The sequence below is a fragment of the Senegalia sp. (in: firmicutes) genome (genome assembly GCF_052088025.1).
GTDB lineage: Bacteria > Bacillota > Clostridia > Tissierellales > SIT17 > Anaeromonas.
The window spans coordinates 25,544-42,621 of the sequence record NZ_JBQCYD010000002.1 but is presented as its reverse complement, the minus strand read 5'-3'; the positions used below and the strand labels follow the sequence as shown (position 1 = coordinate 42,621).

The following is a 17,078-nucleotide window of genomic DNA, read 5'->3' as shown; positions in this document are numbered from 1 at the left end:
TCACACCCTAGCATCAAATATATAATTATCAAAATCTATATCTTCTAATGGTTCAAAATAAATATCTTCTTTTTTTATATCTACCTTTATAGTTGTGTTTTTTATATTTATAGATTCTAAATATACATCTAATCTACCTTTATTTTCATCAATATAATCTTTGATTTCTTTGTTCTTGCAATTAAATTTAATAATATTTTTACTATCTATAACTTCATAAATTATATCAAGCTTATCTAAATTAAGAGTATTCAATGAAAAATATATTTTTATCTTATCCTTACTTAATTTCCCTTTATTTTTATTAAACATATAGATTTTATCTAAGTTATCCTTATTTTTTATATTAATTGGCATATAGAAAAAATCCATATTTTTATTTATATCTTTTATAAACTTAATTTCTTCATTTATATCCTTTATTTTACTAGATAAACTTTCATTTTCTTTTACTTTAGTTGATAATTCTCTTACAAGCTTAGATATATCCTTATAATAGTCTTTTATGAAATCTTTGGCATTTTCATTATTAAAATCTTTGGCATTTTTATTATTAGTATCTTTGCTATTTATGTCTTTAATTTTATCATCTATATTTAATATGTATTCTAACTTTCTTTCTATATCTTTAAATTCCGGATTATTTTTAATGCTATTCTTTATTTCTAATATATTATTTGATAAAAAGTTCTTTCCTTCTATTATATCCATAGTTAATTTTAAATTTTTTATGTTTAAATCCATATTATTTTTAATTAAAAATAATATGGATTTAATTGTATTTTCTTTAATATTTAATTCATTGTTACTTATATTTAAATCATCAAAAAAACTTATGATAATATTTTTTTCGCTATTAGACAATTGAGATTTTCCATCTATTAAATTTATCAAATCTTCATTTAATATATTACTGTTTAAATTATTATCATTTGAAGATTTTACAAATGATTCTTCTTTTACATTCTCATATAATATTTCCAATGCATTTATGTTATTGGAAATATATTTTATATTTTCTTTACTAATATTCATATCTAAATTTATAAGTCCTTTAATTAAGGTGATATTTTCTTTGTTTTTTGATAAATTATATTCATTTAAAATCTTATCTGTTAAATTGATGGATAGTTTTTCTTCAGAGCTTAAAATAGGTTTTATATATATTGTTTCACCTTGTTTTTCCTTTACTATGAAACTCATATTTTCATTTTGGTCTATATCCATAGGTATTTTAGTCTCAGCTTTTATTATTTCACCATTTGAAAGTTTTAATATTAAATGATCTCCTGATTTTTCTAAAAGCTTAGCATTAATTATAGAATTCTTTACAAGAATATCTTTATTTAATGTTTCGTTTTTTTTATTTATCAATGAATATAAATTATCTATTCTCATATTATCACCAATTATAATATATTTTTTAAAAATGTCATTCTATGAATTGGACTAGGTCCAATTTCTTTTAAAGCATCCCTATGTTCTTTTGTACCATAACCTTTATTTTTCTCTAATGCATATCCAGTATATTCCTTAGCTAACTCAACTAATATCCTATCTCTATAAACCTTAGCCATTATAGAAGCTGCAGCAATACCATGGCATTTAGCATCTCCTTTTATGATACTAGTTTGTTTTATATCTATATCAATTTTTTCTGCATCTATAAGAAGCATATCCGGTTTTATAACTTCTCCAGTCTTGGTTTTCAAATTCTCTATAGCTTTTTTCATAGCTAAATGAGTACTATTTTTGATATTTATCTTATCTATTATTTTATTATCTACAGAACCAATACCTATGGCAAGTGATTTTTCATATATAATATCATATAATTTTTCTCTATTTTTAGGAGTTACTTTTTTTGAATCTTTTACTCCTTCAATAAGCAAATCTTTAGGCATGACTACAGCACAAGCTACTACATCTCCAGCAAGGCAACCTCTTCCTACTTCATCTATACATGCTATATATTCATATCCATTATTCCAAATATCTGTTTCTATTTTTAACATCTAAAAACTCCAATCATTAGCTAGGTATTTCAAGTGAAATATTACCTATTGTACCATCTCTAAATTCATCTAATATTATATTAGCAACTCTAGAATAGTCAATTTCTGATTGTTTTAATATTGCACCTCTTTTAAGTGCTATTTCATCCATAACTTCTAGGGCTGTTTTATTCTCAGTTTCTATATTATAACGTTTTTCTAATTTAAATGGTGCTAGTACTATAAGTTTTTCTAATAATTTCAATGCTAAAGTTTCAATATCCATTATTTCATCTTTTATAGCACCTGTAAAAGCAAGTTTTTTTGCAATTTCTTGATCCTCAAATTTAGGCCATAATATTCCTGGTGTATCTAGTAATTCAATATTTCCTTTTAACTTTATCCATTGTTTACCTTTAGTAACACCTGGTCTATCACCAGTCTTTGCACTCTTCTTACGAGAAAGTGTATTAATTAATGTAGACTTTCCAACATTTGGTACCCCAACAATCATAGCTCTTATAGGTCTGTTTTTAATGCCTCTATTTAATTGTCTTTCTTTTTTTTCCTTTACAACTAATTCCGTCTCTTTTGTAAGTTCAGATATTCCTTTTTTCTTTATAGAATCTATCAATATAGTATTAATACCTTTTTCTTTAAAGTATTTTATCCATTCTTTATTTATAATAGGATCACTCAGATCTGATTTATTCATTATAACAATTCTAGGCTTATTCATTATGATTTTATCAATTTCTGGATTTCTACTACTTAAGGGTATGCGTGAATCAATAAGTTCATATACTACATCTACTAATTTTAAATTTGTCTGCAATAATTCTTTGGTTTTTTTCATATGTCCTGGAAACCAATTAATATTCATAAAAACACCTCAATACTTTTTTATATTAAATAATGGGACTGTTTCCAGTCCCATCCTTTATTAATAATTTCTTTTTTCTTTAACTTTAGCTCTCTTACCAGTTCTTTCTCTTAAGTAGTATAATTTAGATCTTCTTACCTTACCTCTTCTAGTTACTACTAATTTGTCGATTTTAGGTGAATGTAGCGCAAAAGTTCTCTCTACCCCTACTCCATAAGAAATTCTTCTTACAGTAAAAGTTTCTCTATTGCTTCCGCCTTGTCTTTTGATTACAGTACCTTCAAAAACCTGAACTCTTTCTCTAGTACCTTCTTTAATTTTGTAATGTACTTGTACAGTATCACCAGAATTAAATTTAGGTAGTTCATTGCTCACTTGTTCTTGCTCAATTCTTTTAATTATTTCCATTTGTATAACCTCCCTTCCTCTAGACGTTCATATCAAAAAAATAGAGGACCGTCCGTGTTACCCATGTTATTATAGCATACTAGAGCTTATTTTACAAATTATTTTTATTTATTTATTTTTTTCTTATATCACTTTAATATCTTCTTACATATGATATATTAAATTAAATTTTTTTGGAGGTTTTCTAATGTCAAATAAGAAATTTACTGTTTTAGGTGGGGATAAAAGAAGTATAGAACTAATAAATTTACTTTTAGAAAGTAAAAATCCAGTTAATGTGTTTGGCTTTGATAAAGTAAATAAAAACTTAAGAATAAAACAAAGTGAATCTTTAGAAGATGCAATAAAAGGTTCAGATATAATTATTGGACCATTACCCTTTAGTATTTTAGAAGAACAAATAAATTTAACTTCTTTATTAGAATTGATGAGTAAAGATCAATTACTACTGGGAGGTAAAATAGATAAAGATTTTTCAGATAAATGTATTAGTAATAATATTAATATAATTGATTACTTTGATAGAGAAGAAATGCAAATTTTAAATGCTATACCTACTGCTGAAGGTGCTATTAGTATAGCTATGGAAAAATTACAAGTAACAATTTCAAGTTCTAATGCCTTAGTTTTAGGCTATGGTAGAATTGGAAAGGTTTTATCTAAAATGTTAAATGGTATTGGCGCTAACACTTATGTGGCTGCAAGAAAAAAAGCAGATCTTGCTTGGATAAATACAAATGGATATAAAGCTATTGATTTATATAAATTAAATCAAAGTTTATCAAATATAAATATTATATTTAATACAATCCCTAGTCTTATACTAAAAGAAAAAGAATTATGTAATTTAAATAAAGATACTTTAATAATAGATCTTGCTTCAAAACCAGGAGGAGTAGATTTCATAAAAGCTAAAGAAATGAATTTAAATGTTAATTGGGCATTAGGACTTCCAGGAAAGGTAGCTCCAATTACTGCTGCAAAAATAATAAAAGATACTATTTATAATATTATTGAGGAAAGGAAGATGTTATAATGTCATTAAAAAATAAAAAAATTGGTTTTGCAATAACAGGTTCATTTTGTAATTTTCATAATGTGTTTCCTGAAATAGAAAAGCTAGCTAAAGAAGGATGCGACATATATCCCATAATTTCAGAATCAGTCGATATTTATGATACTAGATTTGGAAGTGCAAAAGAATGGAAAGATAAATTTAAAAAAATTACAAATAAAGATATTATTAAAAATATAGTGGAATCAGAGCCAATAGGTCCAAAATTAGATTTAGATTTATTAATAGTTGCACCTTGTAGTGGAAATACAATTGCAAAACTTGCAAATGGCATAACAGATGGTGCTGTTACTATGGCTGTGAAAGCCCATATAAGAAATAATAAACCAGTAGTTCTTTCTATAGCTACAAATGATGGTTTAGGTGCTAGCTTAAAAAATATTGGATTGCTTATGAATGCTAAAAATATATATTTTGTACCTTTTAATCAAGATGCACCATTTAAAAAACCCAAATCATTAGTATCACATTTTGATAAAATAAAACCTACCATTGAAGAAGCATTGAATGGAAATCAAATACAACCTATTTTATGAAAATAATTAAAAAAATCTATCATATGATAGATTTTTTTAATTTGAAAATAAATTATATAATTTATTAATATGATAATATAATTGATTGCAATCAATTATAAATGATACTTTATCTTGATCGTATATGACATCAATATTTCTCTGACTTTTTTTATATTCTTTATTTATATATTCAGATGCTTTTTTTATTATTGTATCCCTATAAATATTATTAAATAAAACAGAAATTATAGTTTTATTATTTTCATTTTTTATAGCTATACCTAAAACTTTATTTGTTTTTTGATTATCTAGATTAGTAACTATAGTACCTTTCTTTTTTAAATTAGTTGAACGTATTTGTATTTTAGTATCATACTCCTTACCAATCATCACAGCTCTAGGATGAAGAACAGAAACACCGTTTATTGCTAATTTATACATATCATCATAGGAGATTTCTTTAATATATTTAGGATTTTTTATTAAATTAGGATCTATAAAGGCAACTCCTTCTACATCTGTAAATATATCTACCCTATCAGCCTTTAAATAGCTTCCTAAAGCTACTGCTGTTGTATCACTACCACCTCTACCTAAAGTAGTTATTTCATCCTTTATTGTCTTTCCTTGAAACCCTGCTACAACGACAACTTTGTTTTGATTAAGATATTTATTTATTATAGAGGTATCTATATTTAATATTTTAGACTTAGTAAAATTATCATCTGTCAATATTCCAGCTTGATAGCCTGTTAAAACCTCACAAGGAATGTTTTCACTATCTAATAAATGACCAATAGTAGCTGCAGATATTATTTCACCACAAGACATGATAAGATCTTTTTTCTTTGGATTGATTTTACTACTAATTTTTTCTAATTGTTCAATGAGTGTATCTGTCGCGTAAGCTTCTCCCTTTCTTCCTATAGCTGAAACAACTACAACTAGTTTATTTCCTTTATTTATACATTCTCTTATATGAAATAAAAATTTGCTTTTATTAGAAATTTCTCTAAGAGATGTTCCACCATATTTTTGTACAATAATATTCATAATATCACTCCTAATACTTATGATTTCTTGCTATTAGAAGTTCAGCAATTTAATTTTTATTTAAATTTGCCCTTCTCTTATATGATATTCATAATTTATAAAATGGTTAAATCACATATAGTTAAGAACATATAAAAAGCATTAACATAAAATACTATTATGAAATAAATTTTGTTTTTTATTTGAAAGGAGATTATAAATGACTAATTGGGGAAGAATGATTACAGCTATGGTTACACCTTTTGATGAAAATTTAAATGTTAATTATGAAAGTGCTATATCACTTGCTAAAAAGCTCGTTGAAATAGGGAATACTGCCTTAGTTATTACAGGTACTACAGGAGAAGCTCCAACTCTTAAAGCAGAAGAAAAGATAAAATTATACAAAAAAATAAAAGAAAATGTAAATATACCTATCATAGCAGGAGTAGGAACAAATGCTACTGATGAAACTATTAAAAATGCTATAGAAGCAAAGGAAGCTGGAGTTGATGGTTTATTAATAGTTACTCCATATTATAATAAACCTTGTCAAAATTCTTTATATGCTCATTTTAAAGAAATAGCTGAGAAAGTAGATTTGCCTATAATGCTATATAATGTTCCAGGAAGAACTGCTTGTAATATGTTGCCAGAAACCGTAGAAAAGCTATCAAAAATCAATAATATTGTTGCCCTAAAGGAAGCTAGTGGGAATATAAGTCAAATAGCTGATATTGTAAAGAGAACACCAGAAGATTTTAAAGTTTATTCCGGAGATGATATTTCTCTACTTCCATCTATGGCAGTTGGAGTTTATGGAGTAGTAAGTGTATGTTCTCATATTGTAGGAAAAGAAATGAATAATATGATAAATTTCTTTATAGAAGGAAATGTAGAAAAAGCTAAGAAAATACATTTTAAATTATTAGATATATTTAGAGATTTATTTATAGTCTCAAATCCTGTTCCTATCAAATCAGCTCTTAATATGATAGATATAAAGGTAGGAGGTGTAAGACTTCCACTTATAGATGCAAGAAAAAAAGAACTTGAAATTATAAGAGATAATTTAAAAAAATTAGATATTTTATAATTATAAAATAAAAACCATGATAGATAAAGAATATTCTTTATCTATCATGGTTTTTAAGTAAATCAGGTCTATTTTTTTTAGTGAGTTTAAAAGATTCTTCTTTTCTCCAATCGTCAACTCTTTTATGATCTCCAGAAAATAAGATTTCAGGAACTAAATATCCATTAAAATCCCGTGGTCTTGTATATTGAGGTGCTTCTAAGAGGCCATTATAGTGAGATTCATCTTTAAATGACTCTTCACTCTTTAATACTCCTGGAAGTAACCTTACTATAGAATCTATCACTGCCATTGCAGGTATTTCTCCACCAGTTAAAACATAATCACCTATAGAAACCATATCTGTTATATAATTTTCTATTATCCTATTGTCTATTCCTTCATAATGTCCACATAAAAAGATTATATGATTTTCTTTTGAAAACTCATTTGCAAGACTTTGATTGTAGACCTGGCCCTTGGGGGAAAGATAGACCACTCTGGTATTTTCTTTTTTAACACTTTCTATAGCCCTATATATAGGACCTGGTTTCATTACCATACCTGGACCTCCACCAAAAGGATAATCATCTACTTTATTGTGTTTATTATTTGAAAAGTCTCTTATGTTGATATAATTTATATCTACTATCTTGTTTTTTATTGCTTTACCTGTAATACTTTCTCCTAAAACAGAATCAAACATCTGAGGAAAAAGAGTTAAGACATCTATTTTCATTCAAGTAACCCCTCTATAGGTTTTATAATTATATGCCCTTCATCTAAGTTAATATCTTTTATAAATTCTTTTACTGCTGGAATGAGATGATCTTTCTCCTTACCATCTACGACATACACATCATTTGCACCTGGACTTAGAACATCCTTTACTATTCCTATCTCTAATCCATCTACAGTTTTTACCATTAGACCTTTTATTTGAAATATAAAATAACTATCCTTTTCTAATTCAACTAAATCTTTTTCATCTATATAAATATATTTATCCTTAAATTTCAAGACTTCATTTATATCAGAGAACTCTTTAAATTTTATCATAGGAAAATTCTTTTTATATCTAACTTTTTCTATAGTATATTTAGTATCTTCAATATAAATTTCATTTAAATCTTCAAATCTATTTTCATCATCTGTTAGAGCTAATATCTTTAATTCACCTTTTAATCCATGAGTATTGATTATTTTTCCAACTTTTATTTTATTCATATCTATAACTCCTCTAAATATTTAAAAAAGAGATTAGTTAAACTAATCTCTTTATATAATCTCTACAACTACTCTTTTATTTTCTTTTATAGCAGCTGCCTTAACAACAGTTCTTATAGCTTTAGCTATTCTCCCTTGTTTACCAATTATCTTACCCATATCATCTGGGGCTACCTTTACTTCTATAATAACTGATTGAGATCCTTCTACTTCATTTACTTCTACAGCATCTGGATCATCTACAAGTGATTTCGCAATCATTTCTACTAAATCTTTCAACTTTTCACCCCCTAAAAGCTATTATGCTTTTTTGGATTCTTCAAATTTTTGAATAACACCATTGTTTTTGAAAAGACTGTTTACAGTATCAGTTGGTTTTGCACCATTACTTAACCACTCAATTGCTCTTTCATCATCTATTTTAATTTCTTTAGGTTCTGAAATAGGATTATAATAACCAATTTCTTCAATAAATCTTCCATCTCTTGGAGAACGAGAATCTGCAACTACAATTCTGTAAAAAGGTCTCTTTTTAGCTCCCATTCTTTTTAATCTTATTTTAACTGACATTAATTTCACCTCCTTTAAATCTTATATATTTATTTAAAAAATGGCAAGTTCATACTTCCCTTTTTTTTCATACTTTTTTCCATACTAGAAAATTTCTTCATCATTTTCTTAGTTTCTTTAAATTGCTTTAAAAGTCTATTTACATCTTGTATATTAGTACCACTACCACGAGCTATTCTCTTTCTTCTACTTCCATCAATAATAGCAGGTTCTGTTCTTTCACCTTTAGTCATTGATTTGATAATAGCTTCTATTTTAACTAGTTCTTTATCATCTACATTAAAGTTTTTCATTTGTTTATTATTCATTCCTGGAATCATTTCTAAAATTTGACTCATAGGCCCCATATTTTTCATTTGTTCTAATTGATCTAGGAAATCATCAAAAGTAAATTGTTGAGTTCTAAGTTTCTTTTCAAGTTCCATAGCTTTTTTTTGATCAATATTTGCTTGAGCCTTCTCAATAAGAGATAAAACATCTCCCATTCCAAGAATTCTTGATGCCATCCTATCAGGATGAAATGGTTCTAAATCATCTAATTTTTCGCCCATACCTACAAATTTTAGAGGTTTTCCTGTTACTGCTCTAATTGATAAAGCAGCTCCTCCTCTTGCATCACCATCTAGTTTTGTAAGTACTACACCATCTATGTTTAATTTTTCATCGAAGCTTTCTGCAACTGTCACAGCATCTTGACCAGTCATTGCATCAACTACAAGTAAAATTTCATTTGGTTTTATATTTTCTTTTATATTCCCAAGTTCATCCATTAACCCTTCATCAATGTGAAGTCTACCTGCTGTATCTATGATTACTAAATCATTACCATTCTTCTTAGCATGTTCAACTCCTGCTTTAGCAATATTTACAGGGTCTTGCTTATCACCCATGGTAAACACCGGAATATCTACTTGCTTTCCTACAACTTCAAGTTGCTTAATTGCTGCTGGCCTATATATATCACAAGCTACTAAGAGTGGTCTTTTACCTTTCTTTTTAAGTAAATTTCCAAGTTTTCCTGATAAAGTAGTTTTACCTGCCCCTTGAAGTCCACAGAGCATGATTATAGTTGGTGGATTATCAGAAAAATTTATTTTGCTTTCTTCTTTACCCATAAGTTCTGTAAGTTCTTCATTAACAATTTTTATAACTTGTTGACCAGGAGTCAGACTTTCCATAACTTCTTGACCTATAGATCTCTCTTTTACTTTATTAACAAAGTTTTTTACAACTTTAAAGTTAACATCTGCTTCAAGAAGTGCAAGTTTTACTTCCCTCATTGCTTCTTTTACATCTTTTTCGTTTAATTTACCCTTACCTTTTAACTTTCCAAGAGTTTTCTGAAGCTTTTCACCTAAACTTTCAAATACCATTATTTCACCTCCTGATTTCCAAGTAATTGCTTAATGATTAAGTCTATTTCATCAAATGTTTTTTTATTTTCATCATTAATTATATTAGAATCAGTTTTTAATTTTTGGAGTAAAATCCTTAATTCCTGTGCTTTTTTTCTGTTTAATTCAAATCTTTCTACAAGCCCTAAAGTATCTTCATATTTATATAAAAACCCTTCAGCCCTTTTAACTAAATCATAAGCTCCTTGCCTGCTTATTTCTAGTTGCTCACCAATTTCGGTCAATGTTAAATCATGTATATAATACAATTCAATAGCTTGAAATTGCCTTAAACTTAATAGCTTACCATAAAAATCAAACAATAAACCAATCTCCACTACTTTTTCAAACATAAAATCAACCTTTTCATTGTAATAATAAATACATCTGTAAAGCTATTAACTTGACAGATGTATTGTATAACATTTTTTTATATTTGTCAAATATTTATTCCGGAAAAATTGCATCTATAAAAGTTTCACTATCAAACTCTTGTAAATCATCTACTCCTTCACCTACACCCACAAGTTTCACAGGAACATTTAATTCTGATTGTACAGCAAAAATTACTCCACCCTTAGCTGTACCATCCAATTTTGTAAGTGCAATTCCACTTATATTACAAGCTTCTTTAAAAACCTTTGCTTGCATTACAGCATTTTGACCTGTAGTAGCATCTAATACAAGTAATATTTCTTTTGTAGCTTCAGGATATTCTCTTTCTACAATTCTCATTATTTTATTTAATTCATTCATAAGATTCTTTTTATTATGAAGCCTTCCTGCTGTATCACATATTAAAATATCAGTTTCTCTAGCCTTAGCTGCTTGAATACCATCAAATATGACAGCAGCAGGATCAGAGCCTTCTTTGTGAGAAATAAGATCAACATTAGCCCTTGTAGTCCATTCATTCAGTTGTTCTATTGCAGCTGCTCTAAAAGTATCCCCGGCAGCAATAAGTATACTTTTGCCTTTGTTTCTATATCTATAAGCTAATTTTCCAATAGTAGTAGTCTTTCCTACACCATTTACTCCTACTACTAATATTACAGAAGGTGAAGGCTCTATATTTAATTTGCTACTTCCATCAACATTTTCTAGTATTTCTTTTAATTCTTCCTTTAAAACTCCCTTAACATCACTAGCTTCAGTAAGTTTTCTTTCCCTCACCTTATCTTTCACATTTTCTATTATCTTTTCAGTAGTTTCAAATCCTACATCTGCCATAATAAGAACTTCTTCTAATTCTTCAAAAAGTTCTTCATCAATTTTTTGATATTGTTTTATTATATCATCAACCTTAGATGTAATTCCTCTTCTAGTTTTTTCTAAACCATCTTTTAATTTACCAAAAAATCCTTTCTTTTCATCTTCAACACTTTCTTCATAATTAGTCTCTTCTATTTTTTCATCCTTTTTAACATCTTCTTGATTTTTATTTTTCTTAAATATTTCAAACATTCTTTCCTCTCCCTTAACTAGCCTTTTCTTTTAATAAATCTGATAACTTAACTGATAGCAGTTTACTTATACCATTTTCCTCCATAGTCACTCCATATAAAGAATCAACTGTTTCCATCGTTCCTTTTCTATGTGTTATTACTATAAATTGAGTTTTATCTGCAAACTCTCTTAGATACTCTGAAAATCTTACTACATTTGCATCATCTAGTGCTGCCTCTATCTCATCTAAAACACAAAAAGGAGTAGGTTTAAGCTTTAAGATAGCAAATAAGAGAGAAATAGCCGTAAGAGATTTCTCTCCACCAGAAAGCAAATTAATATTTTGAAGTTTTTTGCCAGGAGGTTGAGCTATTATTTCTATATCACTAGCCAAAACATCTTCCTTATCTACTAAAAATATATCTGTTTTACCTCCTCCAAATAATTTTTCAAAAACTTCTTTAAAATTTTGTTTTATTATTTTAAATTTTTCTAAAAATAAATCTTCCATTTTTACTTCCATATCTTTTATAACTTTTTCCAAACTTTTTTTTGCATTTTTTAAATCTTCTTTTTGTCCAGTTAAAAATTCATATCTATTAGAAATATCCTTATATTCTTCTATGGAATCTAAGTTTATATTTCCAAGGCTCTTTATTTTTCTTTTATATTCTTTTATCTGAGATTGAACTTTAATTAAGTTTTCAATTTCTTCTTCAAATTCAAGTGCCATTTCAAGAGTAAATTCATATTCATCCCAAAGTTTATGATTATAATTTTCTAAACTTGTTTCTGATTTTGTAATATTTACATCGATTGCATTTAAACTTTTTTGTATTTGTGATATATTTTCATTAACTTCTTTAGAATTTTCTTGTTCTTTATAAAAACTATTTAAATATAGTCTCTTTTTGTTTTTAGATTCTACTAATTCTGAATTACATTTTGTAAGCTTTGTTTCTAAATTTATTTTTCCTATATCAATACTATCTAATAACTTTTCAGTATTTTTAATATCTTTTTCTTTAATTTTAATATCTTCTTTTATTGTATCTTCTTTTTCATTAGCTGAATTTATTTCTAATTCTAATCTTTTAATAGTATTTAATATTTCTTTCTTATTTCCTTCTAAAGAAGTTAAACTAATTTTTAATTTAGTTATAAGATTACTCAGTTGTGTTATTTTTTCCTTTTCTTTATTATGTTTTTTAAAATCTATTTCTACATTTTCTTTAGTTAAATTATTTTTATTTTCTAATTCTCTTATTTCTTCTTTAATTTTATTAACCCTATTTTCAGAGTTTTTATTTTCTTCTTTAATATTATTTAATTCTTTTAAATGTCTACTTACCCTGTTTTCTATTTCCCTACTTTGTTCATTTAAATTATAATTTTTATTCTCTTTATTATTAATATCAATTTTTAAAGTGTTTATATATTCATTTAATTTTTCTAGTTCTTTTTCTCCTTTTATAATTTCCTTTTTAAATTGTGAATGTTTTAATATCATATTCTCATGTTTTTCTTTTAGACTATTAATTTGATCTTTAAGATCTTCAATTTCCCTATCCCTACCTATTAAACTTGTAGAATTATTGTTTTTATAATCCCCTCCTGTCATAGAACCAGAAGTATTGATCACATCACCTTCTAAGGTTACTAATTTAAATGAATTTTTGAATTTTCTTGATATAGAAATTCCAGTATTTAAATCTTTTATTAATATTATACGTCCTAATAAATATTCAAATATGTCCTTATATACATCATCAAATTTTATAAGTGAAGAAGCTATCCCATATACCCCATCTTCTGATAATAAATTTTCTAAATTTGTATGATTGTTTCGAGCCTTAATAGACTCTAGTGGGAGAAATGTAACCCTTCCTAATTTATTTTTCTTTAAATAATCAATAAATCTTTTTGCATCCTCTTTTGATTCAGTTACTATATTTTGTAGTGCTCCTCCTAAGGCTATCTCAATAGCTTTTTCATATTTTTCTTCGGTTTCTATTAATTCTGCTACTACTCCCTTTAGACCAGATCCAAATTGATTGTCTTTTTTAGTGGCTAATAGTATGTTTTTTACACCCTTATAATATCCTTCATATCTTTCTTTTGTATTATTTAACATTTTAAAACGAGATATATTTGAATCAATACTAGCACTTAATTTATTAATATTATCGCTATACTTTTCTAATTTTTCTTGATTCATCTCTTTGTTATTTAAAATATTATCTTTTTTATTAATATTAATCTTTAATTCTTCTTTAAGATAATCTATTTCTTCACTAATAGAAATTGTTTCATTTTTTATACTTTCTTTTCGCTTAATCAATTCATTTTTTTCTTCTAATATATCTTTTTCTCTTTTATTCATATTTTTATTAAATGATTCTATTGTATTAATCTTACCTTTTTTCTCTGTAATATTATTTAATATATCTATTATGGTAGATTTTTTCTTTTCAATATTTTCTTCTGAAAATTTTATATTTGATTCATTTATCTTTAAGGATTCCTTTATATTATCTAATCTTAGATTTAAATCCTTGATTTGATTATCAATATCATTTTTTTTATTTTTTAATTCTAATAATTCATCTTTTTTTTCTTCCACTAATTCTATATTTGACTCTAATTCTAAGTCTAACCTTATTATTTCTCTATTTAAAAAAGAAATTTTCTCATTGTTGATTTTAAGATCAATTTCTTTTTTTTCTATATCCTTTTGTATAGATTGTTTTTTGTTTTGAGTTTCTTCTATTATAATATCTGTTTCTTCTATTAATTTTTTTGTCTTTTGAAATTCATCTTCAATCTTATTTTGTGTTTCTTTAATTGATGAATATTCTTCTAATACTACTTCTTTTTGGTGATTTAGATGTTTTATATCATTTTTCTTTTGTCTTATCTCTCTAATAAATAAATTAACTTCTACTTTTTTTAATCTTTCTTTTAATGATATATATTCATTTGCTTTTTCACTTTGTTCCTTTAAAGAATCTATATTCTTAGAAAGTTCTTCTATTATGTCATTTATTCTTATTAAATTTTCTTTTGTCTTATCTAATTTCTTTTCAGATTCTTTTTTTCTGGATTTATATTTTACAATCCCAACTGCTTCTTCTATCAAATTTCTTCTATCTTCTGCTTTGCTTGATAATATTTCTTCTATCTTACCTTGTCCAATAATAGAATATCCATCAGTACCTATACCAGTATCCATAAATAATTCTTTGACATCTTTTAATCTAGCTGAAGATTTATTTATATAATATTCACTTTCTCCTGAACGGTATACTCTCCTTGTGACACTCACTTCTGAATAATCTATTGGTATTTTTTTGTTTTTATTATCCAATACAAGAGTTACTTCACTAAAACCTAGTGGTTTTCTTTTAGAGGTTCCTGCAAATATTACATCTTCCATCTTAGAACCTCTTAGAGTTTTGACTTTTTGTTCTCCTAATACCCATCTAATGGCATCAGAAATATTGCTTTTACCACTTCCATTTGGTCCTACTACTCCTGTTATTCCTCTTTCAAAATCAATTGTAGTTTTGTCTGCAAAGGATTTGAATCCTTGTAATTCTAGTTTTTTCAAATACATTTTATTTTCCCTCTTTATAATAAAAATTATATTATATTATTTTCTATTAAATATTTTTCTATAAAATAAGATTCATTTATAATGTAATTCTCATCCCCATCATAAATTTCTATTTTGTCTATATTATTATCTGGAATAATCTTAACATTAAACTTTTTTCTCAAATCTTTTAAATTTTCACTCTTATAACCTACAAATAAAGAAATCATTTTATTATTTAATTTTATATTTAGATTTTTAGAATTAAATTCTTTTTCCTTTAAAAGTATTTTTATTATTTCTTTATAAATTTTGGACTCAATAATTTGTCTTATAGCTGGATGAAGAGGACCTGTTACTACATCTTTTTCAAAAGATATATTGTCAGTAGGTTGAAGCCCTATTCTTATTACTGGTATATTATTGTATTTAAAAATCATTAAAATATCTTTTATATAATCTATTGTAGTTTCTAGTGAAAATGGTATATATTCATTATTTTTATATAGTTTTTCTAAATATGTTTCTTTTATAATCAATGTAGGATAAATTCTTACTAAATCAGCTTTTAACTTTACAAATTCCTTTGCAGTATTAAGAGATTTTTCATAAGTATCATTAACTAATCCTACCATCATTTGTAATCCTAAATTAAAGTCATATTTTTTTATAAGTTTTATAGCTCTATATACATCATCTACATTATGGCCTCTATTACTTGCACTTAAAACACCTTCATCCATTGATTGAACACCTAATTCTATTATATCAACTGAGTAATCTTTTAAATTATTTAATATTTCTTCATTAATATAATCGGGTCTTGTAGATAATCTAATCTTATCAATTTTTCCATTATCTTTATATTTTTTAGCAATTTCTAAAAAGGAACTTTGAGAAACTATATCAAGCCCTGTAAAGCTGCCACCAAAGAATGCAATTTCTATTATACTTTGTGCTTTTATAGTAGCTAAATGTTCTTCTATAGTGTTTACTATATCTTCATTTGTAATATCAGTATCTAGTCCTGTTATTTTCCTTTGATTACAAAATACGCAATCATGAGGACACCCTCTATGAGGGATGAATATAGGTATTATGTAATGACTTTTCATTAACTATTAACCTTTGTTAGGGCATGCTTTGCAGCATCTTGTTCAGCCTCTTTTTTACTACTACCTTCACCACTACCTAAGATTTTTTCATTGTTTAATACCTCTACATAGAATTTTTTATTGTGATCAGGACCTTCCTCTTTTATAACATTATATTTTATATTACTATTTGGATTTTTTTGTATTATTTCTTGAAGCTCTGTTTTGTAATCAAGTAATACCTCTCCTCTTACTGCACCTTTTATAGTTGTAAGTAAATTATCGAGTATAAATTCTCTTGAAGCATCCATTCCTCCATCCAAATAAATTGATCCTATTATAGCTTCAAATGCATCTGATAGAATACTTATTCTATTTCTCCCACCAGTAGCTTCTTCTCCTTTTCCAAGAAGTAAATATTCACCTACTTTTAATTTTATAGATCTCTTTGCAAGTGATGGTTCACATACTGATAAAGCTCTAACTTTTGTAAGTTCTCCTTCAGGTAAATCCTTATAATTATTAAATATATAATCACTTACCACTAAACCCAGTACAGAATCTCCTAAAAATTCAAGCCTTTCATTATAAAGAATTTTTTTACTCTTAAATTCATTAGCATATGAACTATGAGTCAATGCCTTATTTAATAAATTAATATTATTATAATTATAATTTATCTTTTTTTGAAATTCTTCTAATTTCTGCATTCTTTTTTTTGATAGATTTTTCATCCAATTCCTCCAGTCAATTGATATACTTAAAAG

The 17,078-nt window shown here is 26.1% G+C and carries 18 protein-coding genes; 3 read left to right on the top strand and 15 right to left on the bottom strand.

Annotated features, from left to right (window positions below):
• The 4 genes from ACTHUW_RS00870 to rplS are packed head-to-tail and all read right to left on the bottom strand — an operon-like array spanning window position 1 to window position 3,285.
• On the bottom strand, window positions 1-1,398 hold the full coding sequence (locus ACTHUW_RS00870) for a hypothetical protein (RefSeq protein WP_442196477.1): 1,398 nt from the start codon (window positions 1,396-1,398) through the stop codon (window positions 1-3).
• A gap of 11 nt (window positions 1,399-1,409) precedes the next feature.
• Entirely contained in the window at window positions 1,410-2,015 is a 606-nt protein-coding gene (locus ACTHUW_RS00865) for a ribonuclease HII (protein ID WP_442196478.1), read from the bottom strand.
• A gap of 16 nt (window positions 2,016-2,031) precedes the next feature.
• On the bottom strand, window positions 2,032-2,877 hold the full coding sequence (gene ylqF / locus ACTHUW_RS00860) for a ribosome biogenesis GTPase YlqF (protein ID WP_442210248.1): 846 nt from the start codon (window positions 2,875-2,877) through the stop codon (window positions 2,032-2,034).
• Between the two features lie 60 nt (window positions 2,878-2,937).
• Window positions 2,938-3,285: a 50S ribosomal protein L19 gene (gene rplS / locus ACTHUW_RS00855; protein ID WP_442196480.1), complete on the bottom strand. Its 348-nt coding sequence runs from the start codon at window positions 3,283-3,285 to the stop codon at window positions 2,938-2,940.
• 187 nt (window positions 3,286-3,472) lie between these two features.
• Here rplS and dpsA point away from each other — a divergent pair, with 187 nt between their 5' ends.
• Both dpsA and ACTHUW_RS00845 read left to right on the top strand, forming a co-directional pair.
• The gene (gene dpsA, locus ACTHUW_RS00850; protein WP_442196481.1) at window positions 3,473-4,321 is read left to right on the top strand and encodes a dipicolinate synthase subunit DpsA; all 849 of its coding nucleotides are present in this window, start codon (window positions 3,473-3,475) and stop codon (window positions 4,319-4,321) included.
• Window positions 4,321-4,896, top strand: a complete 576-nt coding sequence (locus ACTHUW_RS00845; RefSeq protein ID WP_442196483.1) for a dipicolinate synthase subunit B — start codon at window positions 4,321-4,323, stop codon at window positions 4,894-4,896. Before dpsA ends, ACTHUW_RS00845 begins: the two co-directional genes overlap by 1 nt.
• 36 nt (window positions 4,897-4,932) lie before the next feature.
• Here the strand turns inward: ACTHUW_RS00845 and ACTHUW_RS00840 are convergent, their stop codons facing one another.
• Window positions 4,933-5,931 (bottom strand): aspartate kinase, encoded by a 999-nt coding sequence (locus ACTHUW_RS00840; RefSeq protein WP_442196484.1) that lies wholly within the window; start codon window positions 5,929-5,931, stop codon window positions 4,933-4,935.
• 199 nt (window positions 5,932-6,130) lie between these two features.
• Here ACTHUW_RS00840 and dapA point away from each other — a divergent pair, with 199 nt between their 5' ends.
• Complete coding sequence (dapA, locus tag ACTHUW_RS00835) at window positions 6,131-7,006, top strand: 4-hydroxy-tetrahydrodipicolinate synthase (protein ID WP_442196485.1); 876 nt, start codon at window positions 6,131-6,133, stop codon at window positions 7,004-7,006.
• 37 nt (window positions 7,007-7,043) lie between these two features.
• Here the strand turns inward: dapA and trmD are convergent, their stop codons facing one another.
• From trmD to rnc, 10 genes are all read right to left on the bottom strand, one after another.
• A complete protein-coding gene (gene trmD, locus ACTHUW_RS00830; RefSeq protein WP_442196486.1) occupies window positions 7,044-7,724 on the bottom strand; it encodes a tRNA (guanosine(37)-N1)-methyltransferase TrmD in 681 nt (226 codons plus the stop codon).
• Window positions 7,721-8,212 (bottom strand): ribosome maturation factor RimM, encoded by a 492-nt coding sequence (gene rimM, locus ACTHUW_RS00825; protein WP_442196487.1) that lies wholly within the window; start codon window positions 8,210-8,212, stop codon window positions 7,721-7,723. The genes trmD and rimM overlap by 4 nt, the downstream gene beginning before the upstream one ends.
• A 51-nt stretch (window positions 8,213-8,263) precedes the next feature.
• Window positions 8,264-8,491 carry a KH domain-containing protein gene (locus ACTHUW_RS00820; protein WP_442196488.1) on the bottom strand — a complete coding sequence of 76 codons (228 nt, stop codon included), beginning with the start codon at window positions 8,489-8,491 and terminating at the stop codon, window positions 8,264-8,266.
• A 21-nt stretch (window positions 8,492-8,512) separates the two neighbouring features.
• Entirely contained in the window at window positions 8,513-8,782 is a 270-nt protein-coding gene (gene rpsP / locus ACTHUW_RS00815) for a 30S ribosomal protein S16 (RefSeq protein WP_442196489.1), read from the bottom strand.
• 29 nt (window positions 8,783-8,811) lie between these two features.
• A complete protein-coding gene (gene ffh, locus ACTHUW_RS00810) occupies window positions 8,812-10,155 on the bottom strand; it encodes a signal recognition particle protein (RefSeq protein ID WP_442196490.1) in 1,344 nt (447 codons plus the stop codon).
• Window positions 10,155-10,529: a YlxM family DNA-binding protein gene (ylxM, locus tag ACTHUW_RS00805; protein WP_442196491.1), complete on the bottom strand. Its 375-nt coding sequence runs from the start codon at window positions 10,527-10,529 to the stop codon at window positions 10,155-10,157. The genes ffh and ylxM overlap by 1 nt, the downstream gene beginning before the upstream one ends.
• 94 nt (window positions 10,530-10,623) lie before the next feature.
• Complete coding sequence (gene ftsY, locus ACTHUW_RS00800) at window positions 10,624-11,640, bottom strand: signal recognition particle-docking protein FtsY (protein WP_442196492.1); 1,017 nt, start codon at window positions 11,638-11,640, stop codon at window positions 10,624-10,626.
• 13 nt (window positions 11,641-11,653) lie between these two features.
• On the bottom strand, window positions 11,654-15,238 hold the full coding sequence (smc, locus tag ACTHUW_RS00795) for a chromosome segregation protein SMC (protein WP_442198928.1): 3,585 nt from the start codon (window positions 15,236-15,238) through the stop codon (window positions 11,654-11,656).
• 26 nt (window positions 15,239-15,264) lie between these two features.
• Window positions 15,265-16,332, bottom strand: a complete 1,068-nt coding sequence (locus tag ACTHUW_RS00790; RefSeq protein WP_442196494.1) for an elongator complex protein 3 — start codon at window positions 16,330-16,332, stop codon at window positions 15,265-15,267.
• The gene (gene rnc, locus ACTHUW_RS00785; RefSeq protein ID WP_442196495.1) at window positions 16,332-17,045 is read right to left on the bottom strand and encodes a ribonuclease III; all 714 of its coding nucleotides are present in this window, start codon (window positions 17,043-17,045) and stop codon (window positions 16,332-16,334) included. The genes ACTHUW_RS00790 and rnc overlap by 1 nt, the downstream gene beginning before the upstream one ends.
• Window positions 17,046-17,078: the final 33 nt, after the last annotated feature.

Coding starts and splice junctions, on each gene's coding strand:
- ACTHUW_RS00870 (WP_442196477.1), bottom strand. CDS start 1,398: ATGAGAATAGATAATTTATATTCATTGATAAATAAAAAAAACGAAACA.
- ACTHUW_RS00865 (WP_442196478.1), bottom strand. CDS start 2,015: ATGTTAAAAATAGAAACAGATATTTGGAATAATGGATATGAATATATA.
- ylqF (WP_442210248.1), bottom strand. CDS start 2,877: ATGAATATTAATTGGTTTCCAGGACATATGAAAAAAACCAAAGAATTA.
- rplS (WP_442196480.1), bottom strand. CDS start 3,285: ATGGAAATAATTAAAAGAATTGAGCAAGAACAAGTGAGCAATGAACTA.
- dpsA (WP_442196481.1), top strand. CDS start 3,473: ATGTCAAATAAGAAATTTACTGTTTTAGGTGGGGATAAAAGAAGTATA.
- ACTHUW_RS00845 (WP_442196483.1), top strand. CDS start 4,321: ATGTCATTAAAAAATAAAAAAATTGGTTTTGCAATAACAGGTTCATTT.
- ACTHUW_RS00840 (WP_442196484.1), bottom strand. CDS start 5,931: ATGAATATTATTGTACAAAAATATGGTGGAACATCTCTTAGAGAAATT.
- dapA (WP_442196485.1), top strand. CDS start 6,131: ATGACTAATTGGGGAAGAATGATTACAGCTATGGTTACACCTTTTGAT.
- trmD (WP_442196486.1), bottom strand. CDS start 7,724: ATGAAAATAGATGTCTTAACTCTTTTTCCTCAGATGTTTGATTCTGTT.
- rimM (WP_442196487.1), bottom strand. CDS start 8,212: ATGAATAAAATAAAAGTTGGAAAAATAATCAATACTCATGGATTAAAA.
- rpsP (WP_442196489.1), bottom strand. CDS start 8,782: ATGTCAGTTAAAATAAGATTAAAAAGAATGGGAGCTAAAAAGAGACCT.
- ffh (WP_442196490.1), bottom strand. CDS start 10,155: ATGGTATTTGAAAGTTTAGGTGAAAAGCTTCAGAAAACTCTTGGAAAG.
- ylxM (WP_442196491.1), bottom strand. CDS start 10,529: ATGTTTGAAAAAGTAGTGGAGATTGGTTTATTGTTTGATTTTTATGGT.
- ftsY (WP_442196492.1), bottom strand. CDS start 11,640: ATGTTTGAAATATTTAAGAAAAATAAAAATCAAGAAGATGTTAAAAAG.
- smc (WP_442198928.1), bottom strand. CDS start 15,238: ATGTATTTGAAAAAACTAGAATTACAAGGATTCAAATCCTTTGCAGAC.
- ACTHUW_RS00790 (WP_442196494.1), bottom strand. CDS start 16,332: ATGAAAAGTCATTACATAATACCTATATTCATCCCTCATAGAGGGTGT.
- rnc (WP_442196495.1), bottom strand. CDS start 17,045: ATGAAAAATCTATCAAAAAAAAGAATGCAGAAATTAGAAGAATTTCAA.